13 protein-coding genes are annotated in these 19,067 nt (G+C 62.9%); all 13 read left to right on the forward strand.

The window, feature by feature from the left end; all coding sequences use genetic code 11:
- The first annotated feature begins 5 nt into the window (after positions 1 to 5).
- The 13 genes from AOA60_RS09120 to AOA60_RS09180 all read left to right on the forward strand — a co-directional run bounded on the left by AOA60_RS09120 (position 6) and on the right by AOA60_RS09180 (position 19,042).
- The gene (locus AOA60_RS09120) at positions 6 to 794 is read left to right on the forward strand and encodes a protein phosphatase CheZ (RefSeq protein WP_099584138.1); all 789 of its coding nucleotides are present in this window, start codon (positions 6 to 8) and stop codon (positions 792 to 794) included.
- An 11-nt stretch (positions 795 to 805) separates the two neighbouring features.
- A complete protein-coding gene (locus AOA60_RS09125) occupies positions 806 to 3,007 on the forward strand; it encodes a chemotaxis protein CheA (RefSeq protein ID WP_099584139.1) in 2,202 nt (733 codons plus the stop codon).
- Between the two features lie 48 nt (positions 3,008 to 3,055).
- Complete coding sequence (locus AOA60_RS09130) at positions 3,056 to 4,195, forward strand: chemotaxis response regulator protein-glutamate methylesterase (RefSeq protein WP_099584140.1); 1,140 nt, start codon at positions 3,056 to 3,058, stop codon at positions 4,193 to 4,195.
- A complete protein-coding gene (locus tag AOA60_RS09135; protein ID WP_099584141.1) occupies positions 4,195 to 4,935 on the forward strand; it encodes a flagellar motor protein in 741 nt (246 codons plus the stop codon). The genes AOA60_RS09130 and AOA60_RS09135 overlap by 1 nt, the downstream gene beginning before the upstream one ends.
- A gap of 31 nt (positions 4,936 to 4,966) precedes the next feature.
- Positions 4,967 to 5,854: a flagellar motor protein MotD gene (gene motD, locus AOA60_RS09140; protein WP_099584142.1), complete on the forward strand. Its 888-nt coding sequence runs from the start codon at positions 4,967 to 4,969 to the stop codon at positions 5,852 to 5,854.
- A gap of 50 nt (positions 5,855 to 5,904) precedes the next feature.
- The gene (locus AOA60_RS09145) at positions 5,905 to 6,693 is read left to right on the forward strand and encodes a ParA family protein (protein ID WP_090399980.1); all 789 of its coding nucleotides are present in this window, start codon (positions 5,905 to 5,907) and stop codon (positions 6,691 to 6,693) included.
- Positions 6,693 to 7,493 (forward strand): CheW domain-containing protein, encoded by an 801-nt coding sequence (locus AOA60_RS09150; RefSeq protein ID WP_099584143.1) that lies wholly within the window; start codon positions 6,693 to 6,695, stop codon positions 7,491 to 7,493. Before AOA60_RS09145 ends, AOA60_RS09150 begins: the two co-directional genes overlap by 1 nt.
- A gap of 80 nt (positions 7,494 to 7,573) precedes the next feature.
- Entirely contained in the window at positions 7,574 to 8,056 is a 483-nt protein-coding gene (locus AOA60_RS09155; RefSeq protein WP_099584165.1) for a chemotaxis protein CheW, read from the forward strand.
- A complete protein-coding gene (locus tag AOA60_RS09160; protein ID WP_099584144.1) occupies positions 8,057 to 8,449 on the forward strand; it encodes a DUF2802 domain-containing protein in 393 nt (130 codons plus the stop codon).
- 188 nt (positions 8,450 to 8,637) lie between these two features.
- Entirely contained in the window at positions 8,638 to 10,383 is a 1,746-nt protein-coding gene (locus AOA60_RS09165; RefSeq protein WP_256592816.1) for a ShlB/FhaC/HecB family hemolysin secretion/activation protein, read from the forward strand.
- Between the two features lie 11 nt (positions 10,384 to 10,394).
- On the forward strand, positions 10,395 to 10,916 hold the full coding sequence (locus tag AOA60_RS09170; protein ID WP_099584145.1) for a toxin-activating lysine-acyltransferase: 522 nt from the start codon (positions 10,395 to 10,397) through the stop codon (positions 10,914 to 10,916).
- A 24-nt stretch (positions 10,917 to 10,940) separates the two neighbouring features.
- Entirely contained in the window at positions 10,941 to 18,725 is a 7,785-nt protein-coding gene (locus tag AOA60_RS09175) for a hemagglutinin repeat-containing protein (RefSeq protein ID WP_099584146.1), read from the forward strand.
- An 11-nt stretch (positions 18,726 to 18,736) separates the two neighbouring features.
- A complete protein-coding gene (locus AOA60_RS09180) occupies positions 18,737 to 19,042 on the forward strand; it encodes a hypothetical protein (protein ID WP_099584147.1) in 306 nt (101 codons plus the stop codon).
- Positions 19,043 to 19,067 lie beyond the last annotated feature (25 nt).

A 19,067-nucleotide genomic window follows, 5' to 3' on the forward strand; every position in this document is an offset into this window, starting at 1 on the left:
GAGCTATGGAGCATAACGAATCGTCACAGGGAGACTTCGAGTCCACCCTGAAAAAGCATGCTCACCAGTTGGTCGACAGCCTTGAAAAAGGCCATTTCGGCGACGCGGTGCAGTTGATCCATGAGCTCAACCAGACCCGTGACCGCGGCCTGTACCAGGAAGTGGGCAAGCTCACACGCGAGCTGCACAGTGCGATCGTCAATTTTCAGATTGACCCGCACATGCCCCAGGCCGAAGAAATCTCGCAGATCACTGATGCCACCGAACGCCTGTCCTATGTGGTCAGGCTGACCGAGGCCGCGGCCAACCGCACCATGGACCTGGTGGAAAACGCCACGCCTCTGGTCAATGGCATGGCCACTGAAGCCCAGGCGCTGAGCGTTGACTGGGGCCGCTTCATGCGTCGTGAAGTGGGGGCTGAAGAGTTTCGTGAATTGGCCCGTCGGGTTGACGGTTTCCTGTCGCGCAGCGAACAGGAAAACCGCACGGTCGCCAGCAACCTCAATGACATCCTGCTGGCCCAGGATTACCAGGACCTCACCGGTCAGGTGATCAAGCGCGTGACCCAGTTGGTCACCGAAGTGGAAAGCAATCTGCTCAAATTGGTGCTCATGGCTGGCCAGGTAGACCGTTTTGCCGGCATCGAACATGACCGCGAAGCGATCCTCTCTGAAAAAGATCCACAAAAACATCTCGCCAAGGGTGAAGGTCCGCAGATTCATGCCGATAAACGTGAAGACGTTGTGTCAGGTCAGGATGACGTAGATGACCTGTTATCCAGTTTAGGCTTCTAAGGAGCACCCACATGAGCTTCGGCGCCGATGAAGAGATCCTTCAGGATTTCCTTGTAGAGGCCGGCGAAATTTTAGAGCAACTGTCCGAACAACTGGTCGAGCTGGAAAGCCGACCGGATGATGCGAACCTGCTCAATGCAATTTTTCGCGGTTTTCATACTGTAAAAGGGGGCGCCGGCTTCCTCCAGCTCCATGAGCTGGTGGAGTGCTGCCACATCGCCGAGAACGTGTTCGACATCCTGCGCAAGGGTGAGCGTCACGTTGATTCGGAGTTGATGGACGTGATTCTCGAAGCACTGGATGCGGTCAACGGCATGTTCAGCGAAGTTCGCGAACGTGCCCCGATCACCGCGGCCACCCCGGAACTGCTGGCCGCCCTGGCGCGCTATGCAGAGCCGGCCGACACCACGGCAGCGCCGGTGGTCGAGGCTGAGCCTGAGCCGGTGGCGGAGCCTGAAGCGGACGTGACCGACAGTGAGTTCGAGCAGTTGCTCAACTCCCTCAGTGCCGTCAAGGCCGAGGCTGAAGCGCCGGCCGCCGTTGCCCCGCCAGCGGCGCCGACCAGCGAAGACATCACCGACGCCGAGTTCGAATCGCTGCTCGACCAGTTGCACGGCAAGGGCCAGTTTGCCGCCGATGCGGTGGCGCCTGTCGCGGCTGTCGAAGCACCTGCGGCCCCGGCCAGCACCGACATCACCGATGACGAATTCGAAGCCTTGCTGGACCAGTTGCACGGCAAAGGCACGTTTGCGGTCGACGCCCTGCCGGAAGTGGCGGCAGCGCCTGCTGCGGCCGCCAGTGCCAAGCCTGCGGACGATGGGTTGATCTCCGATCACGAATTCGAAGCGCTGCTGGACGATTTGCACGGCAAGGGCAAGTTCACCGAAGTCGCCTCGACGGCGGCTGTGGCCACGGCGGCACCGGTTGCCGCCAAGGCCGCCGCGCCTGCACCTGCCCCTGTGGCAGCGGCCAAGCCAGCCGCCCCGGCGCCAGCACCTGCGCGTGCTGCGGCGCCACCGCCACCGGAAAAACCTGCCAGTGAAGCCGAAACCACCGTGCGGGTTGATACCGCGCGCCTGGACGACATCATGAACATGGTCGGCGAGCTGGTGCTGGTGCGTAACCGTCTGGTGCGCCTGGGCCTGAGCAGTGGTGATGAAGCCATGCAAAAGGCCGTGTCGAACCTCGACGTGGTGACCGCTGACCTGCAAACCGCGGTGATGAAGACCCGGATGCAGCCGATCAAGAAAGTCTTCGGCCGCTTCCCGCGCCTGGTTCGTGACCTGGCGCGCCAACTGAAGAAAGAGATCAACCTGGAACTGGTGGGTGAAGAAACCGACCTCGACAAAAACCTTGTCGAGGCCCTGGCCGACCCGCTGGTCCACTTGGTGCGCAACGCTGTCGACCACGGCGTCGAAACGCCGGAAGAACGCGAAGCCTCGGGCAAGTCCCGTGGCGGCAAGGTGATTCTGGCGGCGGAGCAGGAAGGCGACCACATCCTGCTGTCGATCACCGATGACGGCAAGGGCATGGACCCGGCGATCTTGCGCAATATCGCGGTCAAGCGTGGCGTGATGGACAAGGACGCCGCCGACCGCCTGACCGACACCGAGTGCTACAACCTGATCTTCGCCCCAGGCTTCTCGACCAAAACCGAGATTTCCGACGTGTCGGGCCGTGGCGTGGGCATGGACGTGGTGAAGACCAAGATCAGCCAGCTCAATGGTTCGATCAACATCTACTCGACCAAGGGCCAGGGCTCCAAGATCGTGATCAAGGTGCCGTTGACCTTGGCGATCATGCCGACCCTGATGGTGATGCTGGGCAACCAGGCGTTCGCCTTCCCGCTGGTCAACGTCAACGAGATCTTCCACCTCGACCTGTCGCGCACCAACGTGGTGGACGGCCAGGAAGTGGTGATCGTGCGCGACAAGGCGCTGCCGCTGTTCTACCTCAAGCGCTGGCTGGTTGCATCGGCTGCCCATGAAGAACAGCGCGAAGGCCATGTGGTGATTCTCTCGGTGGGCACCCAGCGGATCGGCTTTGTCGTCGACCAACTGGTTGGCCAGGAAGAAGTGGTCATCAAGCCTTTGGGCAAAATGCTGCAGGGGACCCCGGGCATGTCGGGTGCGACCATCACCGGTGACGGTCGGATCGCGCTGATTCTCGATGTTCCGAGCATGCTCAAGCGTTACGCCGCACGGCGTATTTGATTCTGGTGGGGCAGGGCGGTAATGCCCGCCCCACCTAACGGAGTGTTTATGGCAGTCAAGGTCCTGGTGGTGGACGATTCGGGTTTCTTCCGCCGCCGCGTCTCGGAAATTCTTTCCGCCGATCCAAGCATCCAGGTGGTCGGTACGGCCACCAACGGCAAAGAGGCGATTGATCAAGCCATTGCGCTGAAGCCGGACGTGATCACCATGGACTACGAGATGCCGATGATGGATGGCATCACGGCAGTCCGTCACATCATGCAACGCTGCCCGACCCCGGTATTGATGTTCTCCTCGCTGACCCATGAAGGCGCCCGAGTGACCCTCGATGCGCTGGATGCCGGTGCGGTGGACTTCCTGCCGAAGAATTTCGAAGACATCTCGCGCAACCCCGAGAAGGTCAAGCAAATGCTGTGCGAGAAAGTCCACAGCATTTCCCGCAGTAACCGTCGCAGCCTGTTCAGCGCGCCTACGCCAGCGCCTGCCCCGGTAGCGCCTGCGGCTGCACCTACCAGTTCCTCGTTCAGTCGCCCGGCGCCTGCACCGGTTGCCCGGCCCGCGCCGCCGCCGGTACGCACCTCGGCACCGGCGGCTGGGCATTCCCATTCGCCAGCGCCCAAGCGCAAGGCCTACAAACTCGTTGCCATCGGTACGTCTACCGGCGGCCCAGTGGCCTTGCAGCGCGTACTGACCCAACTGCCGGCCAACTTCCCGGCGCCGATCGTGTTGATCCAGCACATGCCGGCGGCGTTTACCAAAGCCTTTGCCGAGCGTCTGGACAAGCTGTGCCGCATCAGCGTCAAGGAAGCCGAGGATGGCGACATCCTGCGTCCGGGCCTGGCGTTGCTGGCCCCGGGCGGCAAGCAGATGATGGTCGACGGCCGTGGCGCAATCAAAATCCTGCCGGGTGACGAGCGCCTCAACTACAAGCCGTGCGTGGACATTACCTTCGGTTCGGCAGCCAAGTCCTACGGCGACAAAGTTCTGGCGGTAGTGCTTACCGGCATGGGCGCCGATGGCCGTGAAGGCGCGCGTCTGCTCAAGCAGGGCGGCAGCGCGATCTGGGCCCAGGACGAAGCCAGCTGCGTGATCTATGGAATGCCGATGGCCATCGTCAAGGCTGACCTGGCCGACGCCGTGTACAGCCTGGACGACATCGGCAAGCATCTGGTGGAGGCCTGCCTCTGATGGATGTGTTGAGCCTGATCGGCATCACCATGGCGTTTGTCGCCATTATCGGCGGCAACTACCTCGAAGGTGGTCACCTCGGCGCGCTGGCCAACGGCCCGGCGGCGCTGATCGTGATCGGCGGCACTGTGGGCGCTGCGTTGTTGCAGTCACCGATGAGTTCGTTCAAGCGTGCGATGCAGATCGTGGTCTGGATTATCTTCCCGCCACGTGTCGACTTGGCCGGTGGCATCGACCGGGTGGTCAACTGGAGCCTCACCGCACGCAAGGAAGGCCTGCTGGGCCTGGAAGGCGTGGCGGATGCCGAACCCGACAGCTACTCGCGCAAAGGCCTGCAATTGCTGGTCGACGGCGCCGAGCCGGAAGCGATCCGCAGCATCCTTGAAGTGGATTTCTACACCCAGGAAAGCCGCGACATCAACGCCGCCAAAGTCTTTGAAAGCATGGGCGGCTACGCGCCGACCATCGGCATCATCGGCGCAGTCATGGGCCTGATCCACGTGATGGGCAACCTGGCCGATCCTTCCCAATTGGGCAGCGGTATTGCGGTGGCGTTCGTCGCGACTATCTATGGTGTGGCCAGTGCCAACCTGGTGCTGTTGCCGGTGGCGAGCAAGCTCAAGTCGATTGCCATGCGCCAATCCCGTTACCGCGAGATGTTGCTCGAAGGCATCCTGTCGATTGCCGAGGGCGAGAACCCGCGCTCCATCGAATTGAAGCTTCAGGGCTTCATGGATTGATGGGGATGCTTTCTGTAGAGGTGAGCTGCCAATGAGCCGTCGCCGTCGCGAGCCTGAAGAACACGTCAACCACGAACGCTGGCTGGTGTCCTATGCGGACTTCATCACCTTGCTGTTCGCGTTCTTCGTGGTGATGTATTCCATCTCGTCGATCAACGAAGGCAAGTACAAGGTCATTTCCCAGGCGTTGATCGGCGTGTTCAACGATGCCGACCGTTCGCTCAAGCCGATCCCGATTGGTGAGGAACGGCCCAAGAGCGTGACCCCGGCCAAGCCGCTGGTCAACGACAGCGACGAAACCGCTGCCGGCGTGGGCGGTACCAGCGACCCGCTGAAAAGCATTGCTGATGACATCAGCGCCGCGTTCGGCGACCTGATCAGCTCCAACCAGATGACGGTGCGCGGCAATGAGTTATGGGTGGAGATCGAGCTCAATTCCAGCCTGTTGTTCGCCAGCGCCGATGCGTTGCCCAGCGATCAGGCGTTCACCATCATCGACAAGGTGGCGGCGATCCTCAAACCGTTTGAAAACCCGGTCCACGTCGAAGGCTTTACCGACAACGTGCCGATCAGCACCGCGCAGTACCCGACCAACTGGGAGCTGTCCTCGGCCCGTGCCGCCAGCATCGTACGTATGCTCGCGATGCAGGGCGTGAACCCCGGTCGTTTGGCGTCGGTGGGCTATGGCGAGTTTCAGCCGGTGGCCAATAACGCCACGCTCGAAGGCCGTGCGCGCAACCGTCGGGTGGTGTTGGTCGTTTCACGCAACCTGGATGTGCGCCGCAGCCTGACCGGCACCGGCACTGCCAATGCAACACCGGACGCGGCCTTGAAGCGTGCTGGCACACAAACTGCACCGGCCCCTGCAAAGCCGCCGGTTCGGCAGAGTGCCGTCAATTCTCCGTCACCGGCTCAATAACCTATGCAATGTCTCGGTCGCGCGTGTGTCCACCGGGAGGAATCATCCGAATGAGAGTCTGGGCAGTTGCCAATCAAAAAGGTGGGGTCGGCAAGACCACCACCTCCATCGCTTTAGCCGGCTTGCTGGCCGAGGCGGGCAAGCGTGTGGTCGTGGTCGACCTCGACCCCCATGGCTCGATGACCAGCTATTTCGGTTACGACCCGGACGCGCTGGAGCACAGCAACTACGACCTGTTCCTGCACAAGGGCAATGTGCCGAGCGACTTGCCCGGCCAATTGCTGCTGCCGACCAGTAACGAGAGCATTTCCCTGCTGCCGTCCAGCACCGCGTTGGCCACCCTTGAGCGCCAATCGCCGGGGCAGAGCGGCCTCGGCCTGGTGATCGCCAAGACCCTGGCGCAACTGTGGCAGGACTTCGATTACGCGATCATCGACAGCCCGCCGTTGCTCGGTGTGCTGATGGTCAACGCCTTGGCGGCCAGCCAGCAACTGGTGATCCCGGTGCAGACCGAGCACCTGGCGGTCAAGGGCCTGGAACGCATGGTCAGCACCCTGGCAATGATCAACCGCTCGCGCAAGCAGGCGCTGCCGTACAGCATCGTGCCGACCTTGTTCGACCGCCGGACCCAGGCGTCGCTGGGCACCTTGCGCGTATTGCGTGACGCCTACCCGGAGACCATCTGGAACGGCTACATCCCCGTGGACACGCGCCTGCGTGACGCCAGCCGTGCCGGGCTGACGCCATCGCAGTTCGACGGCAAGAGCCGTGGGGTGCTGGCCTACCGCGCATTGCTCAAGCACCTGCTGTCCCAGCAGCTTGTCGCGCAGGTGGCCTGATGAATCGTCCTGTCCAACTCAAGACCCGGCCGCAACTGGCACTGGAATCCTACCTGGATGCCTTGCTGCAGGAAGCGACCGGGGAAGAACTGCCGGAACCGATCCTGGTGCTGGAGCCTGCGGTAGAAGAACCGTCGGCGAGTATTCTGGATGAGTTCCAGTTGGCCGTATTGGAAGAGCAGGCGCGTGACGCGTATACCGCGCCGGTGATCGTGCCGGTCGCCGTGCCGGTGGCCATGCCTGTCGCGCCGGTGGTGGTCGAACCGGTTGTGGAAGTGCATATGCCACCGAGCATTACGCCGCCACCCGTAAGCGGTGATGATCGTCCGGCCTGGGCGGCCGAGCCGTTCGAATGCCTGCTGTTCGACGTCGCCGGGTTGACCCTCGCGGTGCCGCTGGTGTGCCTGGGTTCAATCTATTCCCTGGAAGGCCAGGAATTGACCCCGCTGTTCGGGCAACCGGAGTGGTTCCTCGGGATCCTGCCGAGCCAGGCCGGTAACCTCAAGGTCCTGGACACCGCACGCTGGGTGATGCCCGACCGCTACCGCGATGACTTCCGCCAGGGCTTGCAATATGTAATCTCGGTGCAGGGCTACGAATGGGGGCTGGCCGTGCATCAAGTCAGCCGCTCGTTGCGCCTGGACCCGAACGAAATCAAATGGCGCAGTCACCGGGGCCAGCGGCCTTGGCTGGCCGGCACCGTGATCGAACACATGTGCGCGTTGCTCGACGTTGCCGAACTGGCCGAGTTGATCGCCAGCGGTGCCGTCAAGTCGATGCCCGTAAACATACGCAGTTGATTGAACAATAAGGGCCGCGCGCGAGTGCGGCCAACGAAGCACACACGCCGTACGCAACGGCATTTGAAGGGGTCATGAGTATGAGCAGTAATCCAAGTAAGAGCACTACAGACGATCCGATCCTGCAATGGGTTACCTTCAAGCTGGACAACGAAACCTACGGCATTAACGTGATGCGCGTGCAGGAAGTGTTGCGCTACACCGAGATCGCCCCGGTTCCAGGTGCGCCAAGCTACGTGCTGGGCATCATCAACCTGCGCGGCAACGTGGTGACGGTAATCGACACCCGCCAGCGATTCGGTCTCGATGCGACCGAGATCAGCGACAACACGCGTATCGTCATCATCGAAGCCGACAAGCAAGTGGTCGGGATCATGGTCGACAGCGTCGCCGAAGTGGTTTACCTGCGCCAATCGGAAGTGGAAACCGCGCCGAACGTGGGTAACGAGGAATCGGCCAAGTTCATCCAGGGCGTGTGCAACAAGAACAACGAACTGCTGATTCTGGTTGAGCTGGACAAGATGATGAGCGAAGAAGAGTGGTCGGATCTGGAGAACATCTGATTGTTTTTTGAAGCCTTGGTGATTGTCCTGGCCCTGCTGTGGGCCGGGACGCTGGCGTTTTTGCTGCGCTACGTGCGTCAGCAGCGCGAATTGGCGATGCAGCAGGCCGAGCGCGATGCAGTGCGTGACCGGCGCATCCTGGAATTGGTCAGACGGGTTGATCACTTCCAGCAAAGTGCGGTGAAGGTGGGGGATGAGGTGCATGAACTGCGCGCCATCCTCGCGCCGTTGCCGGACAAGCTGGCGCAGATCGAACAGCGCGACCCGGCGAGCCTGTCGTTTGCCCAGGCGGCGAAGCTGGTGGGCATGGGCGCGACGGTGGATGAGCTGACCCAGTCCTGCGGCTTGACCCAGGCTGAAGCGCAATTGATGAGTAAATTGCACAAAAGCTGAGGATGGGTTCACGCCTGCCAATACCGCTCTGACCCCTGAGTTAGAGCGGTGCAGTGTGAAAGTTGGGGCAGCCGGGAATGGCTGCTTTTGCGAAATGTGTCACAGTGCCATCTTTTATCAGGGCACTTTTGTGTCGTTGTGGTGACAAAGCCTGCGCATGTAGGAAGTTTCACTCACAAGGATGCGAAATGTCTGTCGTCGCTGTACCTAGAACAAAACCATCAGTGTTGCTGCAGTCCTGCATTTCCACCTGTACTGCGGTTGGTTTGCTGGTCAGCGTGGCTGCGTCGGCGGCCGAGCCGCAGGCACCGGCCCAGCAATTGATCCAGCAGCAACAGCGCGAGCGTGCACAACGCGAGCAGTTGGAGCCGTCGCCCGACGTGCGCCTGCAAGCGCCTCAAGATACCGATGCCAGCCTGCGCCTGCCGCGCGATGAAGCGCCGTGCTTCAAGATCGACCGCGTGGTCCTCAGCGGCGACCAGGCCGAAGATTTCCAGTGGGCCCTGCGTGCCGCCAACCCGTCCGATGATCCCGTGCAGGGCCGTTGCGTCGGCGCGCGCGGGATCAACCTGACCATGAAGCGCATCCAGAATGCGATCATCGCCAAAGGCTTTATCACCACCCGCGTGCTGGCCCAGGCCCAGGACTTGAACCAGGGCACCCTGTCGCTGGTGGTGGTGCCCGGCCGGATCAAACACATCCGTTTTGCCGCCGGCACCTCCGCCCGCGCCCACTACTGGAATGCGATGCCCGCGTCCGATGGCGATGTGCTGAACCTGCGCGACATCGAACAGGCGCTGGAAAATTTCAAGCGCGTGCCCACTGCCGAAGCCGACGTGCAGATCACCCCCGCTGAAGGCGCCGATGCGCAGCCGGGCGAAAGCGATGTGGTGATCGCCTGGAAGCAGGCCGTGCCGGTACGGGTCAGCCTGTCGGTGGACGACTCCGGCAGCAAGCAGACCGGCAAGTACCAGGGCAACGTCGCGCTGTCACTGGACAACTTGGCGACTCTCAACGACCTGTTCTATATCAGCTTCAACCATGACCTGGGCGGCGGTGAAAGCGGCGACCGTGGGTCCAAGGGCCACACCATTCACTATTCGGTGCCCTACGACTATTGGCAGTTGAGCCTGACGTCCAGCGAGTACGACTACCACCAGACTATCGCCGGGGTGAACCAGGCGTATTCCTACAGCGGCCGCAGCCGGACCAATGAGGTGCAGCTGTCGCGGGTGATCTATCGCGATGCGGTGCGCAAGACCACCGTGTCCTTCGGCGGTTGGAGCCGTACGTCCAGCAACTACATCGAAGACACCGAAATCGAATTTCAGCGCCGGCGCATGGCCGGTTGGCAGGCGGGGATCAATCACCGTGAGTTCATCGGTGCGAACACCCTCGACCTCGGCGTCGGCTATCGCCGTGGCACCGGCGCACGAGATGCCTTGCGCGCGCCCGAGGAAGAAAACGGCGAAGGCACGTCGCGCTCGCAGATCATTTCCGCCAACGCACAATTGCAGGTGCCGTTCAGCGTCGGCCAGCAGAAGCTGCGTTACATCGGCGGCTGGCGCGGGCAATGGAACCGCACGCCGCTGATCCCCCAGGACCGCTTTTCGATCGGCGGGCGCTACACCGTGCGTGGGTTTGATGGCGAGCAGATTCTGTCTGCCGAACGCGGCTGGACCTTCAGCAATGACCTCGGCCTGAGCCTGGGCAACACCGGCCAGGAACTCTATGTGGGCGTGGATTACGGTCAGGTTGGCGGGCATTCCACCGAGTACCTGCTGGGTCGCCGCCTGGCCGGTGCAGTGGTGGGCCTGCGCGGCGGCTACAAGCAGTTTTCCTATGACATCTATACCGGCAAACCCCTGGAAAAACCCAAGGGTTTCCAGACCGCCGACGTGACCAGTGGCTTCAGCGCCAACTGGTCATTTTGAAGGAGACCAGCATGTCCGACGACACCCTCGAAGTGCTCGCGCCCACGGCGCCTGACAGCCCCATCGACGAAGCCCAGGTGCTGGGTTCGGCGGTGTGGTTGTGGATGCACTCGGCGGCGCATCGCGATGCGCCGTTGCACAGCCTGTCGACCCTGTTGTTGCCGGCGATCAAGCTCCGCCAGTTCATCCTGATCAGCGAAGCGGGGCGCCCGGTGTTTTTCCTGTCGTGGCTCAACCTCAGTGCCGAGGCCGAGGCGCGTTATCTGCGCGAGCCGGCCGTCTGCCTGCCCGCCGCAGACTGGGACAGCGGCGACCGCCTGTGGATCAACGACTGGGTCGCGCCGTTCGGGCATACGCGACGGGTCAGCGGCCTGTTGCGACGGCGGCTGTGGCCTGGACGGATCTTCCGTTCGCTGTACCACCGAGGCGATGAGCGCGGACTGCGCGTCATGAATTTCCAGGGGATCGCCGTCCTGGACCTGGAGGCGCAAGCCTGGTTTGCCACTCACCCGTTACCCAGTGACGCGCTCTGATCAGCCACCGCGCAAAGGATCTGCATGAATAAGCATCTGTATCGAATTGTCTTCAACCAGGCTCGCGGCCTGCTGATGGTGGTGGCCGAAAACGTCAAGAGCGTGTGCAAGGCCCCCGGCACTTCCGGCGCCGTGGCGCGTCCGGGTACGGCGGTTGCCACGCTGACGCCACTGCGGTTTGCGCTGATGCTAGGCATGGGCTGGGTCGCGCTGGTGGCGCCGGTGCAGGCCCAAGTGGTGGTCGACGGCTCCGCACCCGCGGGCCAGCGCCCGACCATCGGTGCCGCCGGCAACGGCACCACGGTGGTGGACATCACCCGGCCGAGCGGCGCGGGCGTGTCGCGCAACACCTACACCCAGTTCGACGTGGACAAGCGCGGGGTGATCCTCAACAACGGCGTGACCAACAGCCAGACCCAGCTGGGCGGCTGGATCGAAGGCAACCGCAACCTGGTCAACGGCAGCGCACGGGTGATTCTCAACGAGGTCAACTCGAACAATCCCAGCCAGTTGCGCGGCTTTGTCGAAGTGGGCGGCTCCAAGGCGCAGGTGGTCATTGCCAACCCGTCGGGCATCACCTGTGAGGGCTGCGGGTTTATCAACGCCGACCGTGCGACCCTGACCACCGGCCGCGCACAGTTCGAGAACGGCCTGATCAGCGGCTATCAAGTCTCGGGCGGCAAGGTCAGCATCGGCGGCGAAGGTATGGACGCCAGCCGTGCCGACTACACCGAAATCATCGCGCGCACCGTCGAGGTGAACGCGGGTATCTGGTCCAAAGACTTGACCATCAAGGCCGGCACCACCGGCGCGGCGCCGACCGACACACCCACCGTCGGCATCGACGTGGCGCAGTTGGGCGGCATGTACGCCGGCAAGATCACCCTGGTCGGCAACGGCGCAGGCGTCGGTGTGCGCAACGCCGGGCAGATCGGTTCCAGTGCCGGTGAAGTGGTGATCGGCAGCGACGGCCGTATCGAAAACCACGGCCAGATCAGCAGCGCCACCGACTTGACCGTCCGCGCCGCCAAGGGCATCGACAACGACGGCACGCTGTACGCCCAGGGCAACCTGGACGCGCACACCGCTGGCGACATCGACAACCGTGGCATCGTGTCCGCCCAGGGCAATGCCGCGCTGACCGCCACCGGCGCTAATTCGGCGATTCGCAGCCACGCAGGTTCCGCATTGGCCGCAGGCGTGGACAGCGCCGGCAAGCTCGGCAGCAGCGGTTCGCTGACGCTGACCTCGGCCGGCACCCTGAGCGCCAAGGGCCAGAACCTCGCCGCGCAGACCCTCAAGGCCAGCGCCGCGCACGTCGACCTGAGTGACAGCCAGACGTCCGCCCAGACCGTCGAGTTGACCAGCACCGCCGGCAACCTCGACCTGCGTCGCAGCCGCGTCACCGCCAGCCGGATCCTCACGGCCGACGCCAATCAGAGCCTGCTCAGCGATGCCGCACAGGTCGGCGCGGCACAGATCAGCGTGACCGCGCTGGACTTGTCCAACGTCGCCGGCAAGTGGGTGCAGACCGGCAGCACCGGTATGCAGATGACCGTCGCGCGCAGCCTCGACAACAGTGGCGGTACGCTTTCCAGCGGCGGCGCCCTCGGCGTCAGCGCCGACACCCTGAACAACGCCGGCGGCCTGGTGCAGTCGGGCGGCCTTGGCGACCTGGCCGTCAGCGCGCGCCAGCACCTGAACAATCAGAACGGCAAGCTGGTCACCGCTGCAAAACTGACCCTTGACGGCGGCACCCTCGACAACAGCAGCGGGCAGATCACCGCCGGCGGCGCGCTGGGGATCAAGGCCGCGCAGTTGAACAACGCCAACGGCACCGTCGCCGCCACGCAAACCCTGACGGTCAAGACCGACAGCCTGTTGAACCAGGGCGGCACCCTTGGTTCGGTGGCGGCCGACCTGATCGTCAACAGCGACACCGGCGTGCTCAACAACCGTGGCGGGCGTCTGGAGGCGGCCACGGCGCTGACTCTCAACGCCTTCGGCCTGAACAACCAGAGTGGCGTGATCACCGGCGCGCAACTGCTGCTCGATACCCATGGCCAGCAGCTCGATAACAGCGCAGGCACCGTCAACGCCAGCGATACGCTGGGCGTCGACAGCGGCGCGTTGATCAACGACGGCGGCATCATGCAGGCCAAGTCGGACCTGAGCGTGGATACCCACGGCCAACAGCTGAGCAACCGCAATTCCGGCAGTACCGGCGGCATCCTCGGCCAGCGCGACGTCACGGTGCGCGCCGGTCAGGTGTTCAACGACCAGGGTTTTATCGGCAGCGCGCGCACCCTGGACATCAACGCCCAGCAACTGAGCAACCAGGCGGGCCTGTTGCGCGCCGACGGGCATCTGTTGCTGACCGCCGCGAGCGTGGACAACAGCGCGACCCAGGGCGCGAACCAGGGCATCAAGGGCCAGAGCGTCGACCTGGACACCGATACGCTGACCAACCGCGTCGGCTCAATCGTGTCCGACACCACGCTGAACCTCAAGGGCAGCGGCAGCGTGGACAACGACGCGGGCATCCTCTCGGCGGGCAGCGTGCTGACCCTGGCCGATCGCAACCCGGCGCAGAAAAGCCTGGCCATCAATAACGGCGCGGGCACCCTGATTGCGGGCCAGTCGGTGCTGATCGACAGCGCCAGCTACAGCGGCGCCGGCAGGGTGCAGAGCCTGGGCGACCTGACTTTTCGACTGACCCAGCATCTCATCAACAGCGGCCTGGTGCAGAGCAACGGCGACCTGTCGCTGCAGATCGGCGGCACTCTGAGCAACCAGGGCGCGGTGCAGTCCGGCGCACTGGTGCGCGTGGATGCCGGCGCCATCGACAACGGCGCCAGCGGCGTGATCAGTGGGCGGCGCGCGCAGGTCAACGCGGTCAACCAGTTCGACAACCGTGGCGTAGTCGATGGCGAGAGCACTCGCCTCAGCGCCGCGACCCTGAACAACCTCGGCACCGGGCGCCTCTACGGTGATCATTTGTCGATCAGCGCCGGCACCCTCAACAACACCCTCGAAGGCGCCACGGCGGCGACCATCGCGGCACGCAACCGCCTGGATATCGGCGCGCAGGTCATCAACAACCGTGAACACGGGCTGATCTTCAGCGCCGGCGATACGGTGATCGGCGGCTTGCTCGACGCCAACGACCAGGCCACTGGCCAGGCACAGGTGCTGAACAATGCGAGCGCCACCGTCGAAGCGCTGGGTCATCTGAGCGTCAACGCCAGGCAGATCAACAACACCAACGAACACTTCGCCACCCAGCGCGTGCTGGTGTCCAATCAGGTACTGCAGGAGTTCCTGCTGTCGGGCTCGACCAACCGTTACACGCCGGACCAGATCTCGCTGTACAACGACGAGGTGCTGCACCTCGTCACGCCGGAAAGCTCCGGTACGCGCTGGAACCGCTATGACTACACGCGCAGCGTCACCGAGACGCAGATTGTCAGCTCCGACCCGGCGCAGATGCTCGCCGGTGGCAACCTCAACTTGATCGCCGACCAGGTGCTCAACGACAAGAGTCGGATCATCGCCGGCCAGGCGTTGAATGCCAGCGGCGTCGGCAGCGTGATCAATACCGAGTTGAATGGCGAGCGCATCACCACCGACAGCGGCACGCTGAGCAACTTCTATCGTATTCAGCGCAAAGGCCGCGACCGTCAGGGCCGCGGCGTCACTGCGTACACGCCGGCACCGTTGATTCAGCAGATCTCGCTCAAACCCTCGGTGTACACCGAGTACGCGGCCATCAACGGCAGCGGCACCCAGGTCGGCGCGCTGGTGCTGGCCAACGTTACCGACAGCACGGCGGGCACCGGTGCGCTGGCGGGCGCTGGCCGCACCCACGCCGTGAGCCCGATCAGCGAAGTGAAGGCGCTGACCCAATTGGACGCGGCAGGCGCGGTGGAGCAGATCCGCACTGGCGGTTTCAACCCCGACCTGCCTAACAGCAGCCTGTTCCAGACCAACCCGAACAGCACCGCCAGCTACCTGGTGGAGACCGATCCGCGCTTTGCCAACTATCGCAAGTGGTTGTCTTCGGACTACATGCTTGGGCGCCTGAACCTGGACCCGGCTGCCACGCAACAGCGCCTCGGTGACGGTTTCTACGAACAGAAGCTGATCCGTGAGCAAATCGCGCAACTCACCGGCCGGCGCTTTCTCGACGGCTACGCCAGTGATGAGGAACAGTATCGCGGCATGATCGACAGCGCCGTGACCCTGGCGGGTCAGTGGAAGCTGATCCCCGGCGTCGCCCTGACTGCCGAGCAGATGGCGCAGCTGACCAGCGACATCGTCTGGCTGGTGTCCAGGGACGTGACGCTGGCCAGCGGTGAAGTCCGCCAGGTGCTGGTGCCGCAGGTCTATGTGCGGGTTCGCGAAGGCGATCTGGATGGCTCCGGCGCACTGATGGCCGGGCGCACCTTGAACCTTGATGTGCGCGGTGATCTGGTGAACTCCGGCAGTCTGTCCGGGCGCGATGGCGTGAACATCAGTGTGCAGAACCTCGACAACCTCGGCGGGCGCATCCAGGGCAATAACGTGGCCCTGAGCGCCAGCCAGGACATCAACAACATCGGCGGCCTGATCAGCGCCAACAGCCGGCTGGCCCTGAGCGCCGGCAACGACATCAATGTGCGTTCGGTCACCACCGACAGCGAGAGCGCGCAGGGCACCCGCACCGGCCTGTCGCGTGTGGCGGGGCTGTATGTGTCGGCACCGGCGGCGAGCCTGATTGCCACTGCCGGCAACGATATCAACCTGCAAGCGGCGCAAGTCAGCAATACCGGCGCCGGCGGCAAGACGTCGCTGGTGGCGGGCAACGACATCAGCCTGACCACCGTGAAAGAGTCCTACACCCAGGCCAACCAATGGGATGGCGACAACTGGCGCAAGGAAGCCGGGCGCAATGAAGTCGGCAGTTCGGTGCAGGCCAACGGCGACATCCGCGTGGGCGCCGGGCGTGACGTGCAGGTGCGCGGGGCGCTGGTCAACAGCGACGCGGGGGCTGTGGCCGTGAGTGCGGTGCGCGATATCAACGTCGAGGCTGGCGAGCGCTTCAACAGCGCCGATGAAGCGCACAAGGTCAAGGGCAGCAACGGGATGTTTTCGAGCAAGACCACCACGACTCGTGACACGGTCAGCCAGACCACCGCCCAGGCCTCGACCTTCAGTGGCGAGCAGGCGGTGATGCAGGCCGGCAACAACATCACGGTCACCGGTAGCAACGTGGTGTCCACCTCGGGCACGGTGCTGGCGGCGGGCAATGACATCAAGGTATTGGCGGCCACCGAGCAGCTTGACGAAAAACACATGAAGGATGTGAAGACCAGCGGCATGTTCAGCGGCGGCGCGATCGCCGTCACCGTTGGTTCCAAGCAACAGACCAACAAGGACAGCGGTCAGCAGACCACGGCGGCCGCGAGCAACATTGGCGCAACCGACGGCAACGTGCTGATCAGCGCCGGCGGCGAGTACCGTCAGGTGGGCAGCAATGTGAACGCGCCCAATGGTGATGTGTCGATCGAGGCGTCCGAGGTCAATATCCTCGAAGCGCGCAACCTCAGTGCGCAGCAGCAGGAGCAGCGCTTCAAGCAGACCGGCGTGAGCCTGACCCTGACCAACCCGATTGTGAGTGCGGTACAAACCGCCCAGCGCATGAACAAAGCCGCCGAGCGTACCGACGACAAACGCATGAAGACCCTGGCGGCGCTGAGTACCGCGTGGTCCGCCAACGACGCCCATACTCAGGTCATGGCCGACCCGGCGGCGGCAGGTGGGATCAACCTGAGCATTGCCCTGGGCATGAACAAGAGCGAGAGCAAAAGCGAGCAGACCAGCAACACGGCGGCCGCTTCGACGGTCGCCGCCGGAGGGGATGTGACGATCGTGTCCTCGGGCGGCACGCGCAACAACGACCTGACCGTGCAGGGCAGTGAGATCACGGCGGGCAACAATGCGTTGTTGAAAGCCGACGGCAATATCCTGCTGGCGGGTGCGCAGAACACCATCGAGCAACACAGCACCAACAAAAGCGTGAATGGCAGCCTGGGCATCGGCATCTCGTTTGGCAGCGAGAAGAACGGCCTGAGCTTCAACGCGTCCGCCTCCCAGAGCCGTGGCAATGCCGATGGCAATGACCTGGTGTGGAGCAACACCCACGTGACGGCCGGCAAACAGGCCAGTCTGATTTCCGGCAAGGACACCACGCTGCGAGGTGCGGTGGTGTCGGGCGAGACGGTCAAGGCCGACGTTGGCGGCAACCTGAATGTCGAGAGCCTGCAGGACACCAGTACCTTCGCGTCCGAGCAGAAGAGCATGAGCGCCGGGATCAGCATCTGCATCCCGCCGGTGTGTGCCGGTGCGGCGACCGCCAGCTTCAGTTCCACCAACGCCAAGCAGAAGTCCAACTTTGCCAGCGTGATCGAGCAATCGGGCATCCGGGCCGGCGACGGTGGTTTCGACATCAACGTGCGCGGCAATACCGACCTCAAGGGCGGCGTGATCGCCAGTTCCGACAAGGCCATTGCCGACGGCAAAAACAGCCTGACCACCGGCACGCTGACCGTGTCCGACATCCACAACGTGTCCGAAGCCAGCGCCAAGACCTCAGGCGTCGACCTGAGCTCGGACATGCTCGACGGCAAACTGGGCACGGCCAAGGCGCTGCTCGCCAACAGCCTCAACAACGGCTCGGACTCCGACTCCGAATCCAGCGACACCCGCAGCGCGATCAGCGCCGGCACATTGGTGATCACCAACGCCGAGCGCCAGCGTGTGGTTGGCGGCATGACGGTCGACCAGACGATTGCCAACCTCAACCGCAACACCGAGGCTGCCCATGTCGCCGTGGGACGCTTGGATGTGGCGGAAATGGGGCGCAAGGTCGAGGCCGAGCAGGAGATCAAGCGCGAGTTCTATCATCAGGTTTCGTTGTTGGCGGATGAGGCGTATCGCAAGATCTTTCTGGAGAAGGCCAGGGTGTATGAGATTGAAAAAGGTCCGGATGGCAAGGCGCTGCTGGACGACAAAAAACATGTTCGTTATCGCGAGTTGAGCGACGAAGAAAAACAGCACCTCAAGCCCGGGCCGGACAACAAAGTGCATATTGCCAACAACGGCATTTTCAACGACGCCGATGGCGCGGCCAAATATGCCGAGCAACACAGTTCGGCCGATACCGGGCCGCAATATTTGATCCACTTCGAGAAGGCCAACAACTTCACCTCGGAGTTGATGATTGCGGCGTATCAGAAAAATCTGGAAAACGATTTCTGGGGCCTCTCCAACGCGACCGTGCAGACCAAGGAATACATGGTCCAGTTCGGTCAAAGCGGGCTGCATATCGACGGGCATAGCCGGGGCACCATGACCACGGGCAATGCCATGGATTCGTTGGCACGGGACCCATCAAATATTGGCGTGCTGGGCGATACGTCAATGAACTTCTTTGGTGCCGCTTATGGAGTGCAAAAAGCCGATACGTTGTTAGGGGTATTGCAGGATCGCTCAACATTCAGCTCTGAGGCACAACGCGAGAAGATGGCGTTGCAGTACCAGAACCACGATTTCGACCCTGTTGCCCGTACCCCTGGCGTCGGGTTCAACCCCGGGACCGGCGGAAACATTCCAGATGGCAGTAACCCCGTGTGGGAGTGGCTGAAAGTATTTGGTGCGGAAAGCACCGTGCATAACTGCTATGGCAATGGCGGTGAAGCGTGCCGCAAGTACTGGACCAGCTCCCCCACGGGCAAGCCGGAGTTCGTCAAGGTCAAACCGCAATCATGAGGTATTCGGGCATGTTCATACGGCATCTGCTGTTCAGTCTTGGCTTTTTGGCCCTCGGCGCTTGTACACCCTTTCAGCCGCCGCCTGGGGATTACACCCAATGGAAAAAAAGCGGCGTTTCGCAACAGGGGGTTGACGATGCCATGCGCGCTTGCGGATATACGAATCTAGATGGGGCGGGAGACACGTCGCCAATTGATGTGGTTCTGACGCGGTTCTACTGCATGAAAGATGCAGGCTTCACACGCAAGGATAATCTAGACCTGTGCAAGCTTGGCCGTATCGGCGAATCGCCGGTGTGTGAAGGCCGCCGCTGATCCATCACTAAAAGGGCGTAGTGAA

The sequence above is a fragment of the Pseudomonas sp. 2822-17 genome, from assembly GCF_002742485.1.
Taxonomy (GTDB): domain Bacteria; phylum Pseudomonadota; class Gammaproteobacteria; order Pseudomonadales; family Pseudomonadaceae; genus Aquipseudomonas; species Aquipseudomonas cyclaminis.

Excerpts from the sequence above, each read along its gene's own strand:
- motD (WP_099584142.1), top strand. The coding sequence starts at position 4,967 with ATGAGCCGTCGCCGTCGCGAGCCTGAAGAACACGTCAACCACGAACGC.
- AOA60_RS09145 (WP_090399980.1), top strand. The coding sequence starts at position 5,905 with ATGAGAGTCTGGGCAGTTGCCAATCAAAAAGGTGGGGTCGGCAAGACC.
- AOA60_RS09125 (WP_099584139.1), top strand. The coding sequence starts at position 806 with ATGAGCTTCGGCGCCGATGAAGAGATCCTTCAGGATTTCCTTGTAGAG.
- AOA60_RS09120 (WP_099584138.1), top strand. The coding sequence starts at position 6 with ATGGAGCATAACGAATCGTCACAGGGAGACTTCGAGTCCACCCTGAAA.
- AOA60_RS09165 (WP_256592816.1), top strand. The coding sequence starts at position 8,638 with ATGTCTGTCGTCGCTGTACCTAGAACAAAACCATCAGTGTTGCTGCAG.
- AOA60_RS09180 (WP_099584147.1), top strand. The coding sequence starts at position 18,737 with ATGTTCATACGGCATCTGCTGTTCAGTCTTGGCTTTTTGGCCCTCGGC.
- AOA60_RS09175 (WP_099584146.1), top strand. The coding sequence starts at position 10,941 with ATGAATAAGCATCTGTATCGAATTGTCTTCAACCAGGCTCGCGGCCTG.
- AOA60_RS09155 (WP_099584165.1), top strand. The coding sequence starts at position 7,574 with ATGAGCAGTAATCCAAGTAAGAGCACTACAGACGATCCGATCCTGCAA.
- AOA60_RS09130 (WP_099584140.1), top strand. The coding sequence starts at position 3,056 with ATGGCAGTCAAGGTCCTGGTGGTGGACGATTCGGGTTTCTTCCGCCGC.
- AOA60_RS09170 (WP_099584145.1), top strand. The coding sequence starts at position 10,395 with ATGTCCGACGACACCCTCGAAGTGCTCGCGCCCACGGCGCCTGACAGC.
- AOA60_RS09150 (WP_099584143.1), top strand. The coding sequence starts at position 6,693 with ATGAATCGTCCTGTCCAACTCAAGACCCGGCCGCAACTGGCACTGGAA.
- AOA60_RS09135 (WP_099584141.1), top strand. The coding sequence starts at position 4,195 with ATGGATGTGTTGAGCCTGATCGGCATCACCATGGCGTTTGTCGCCATT.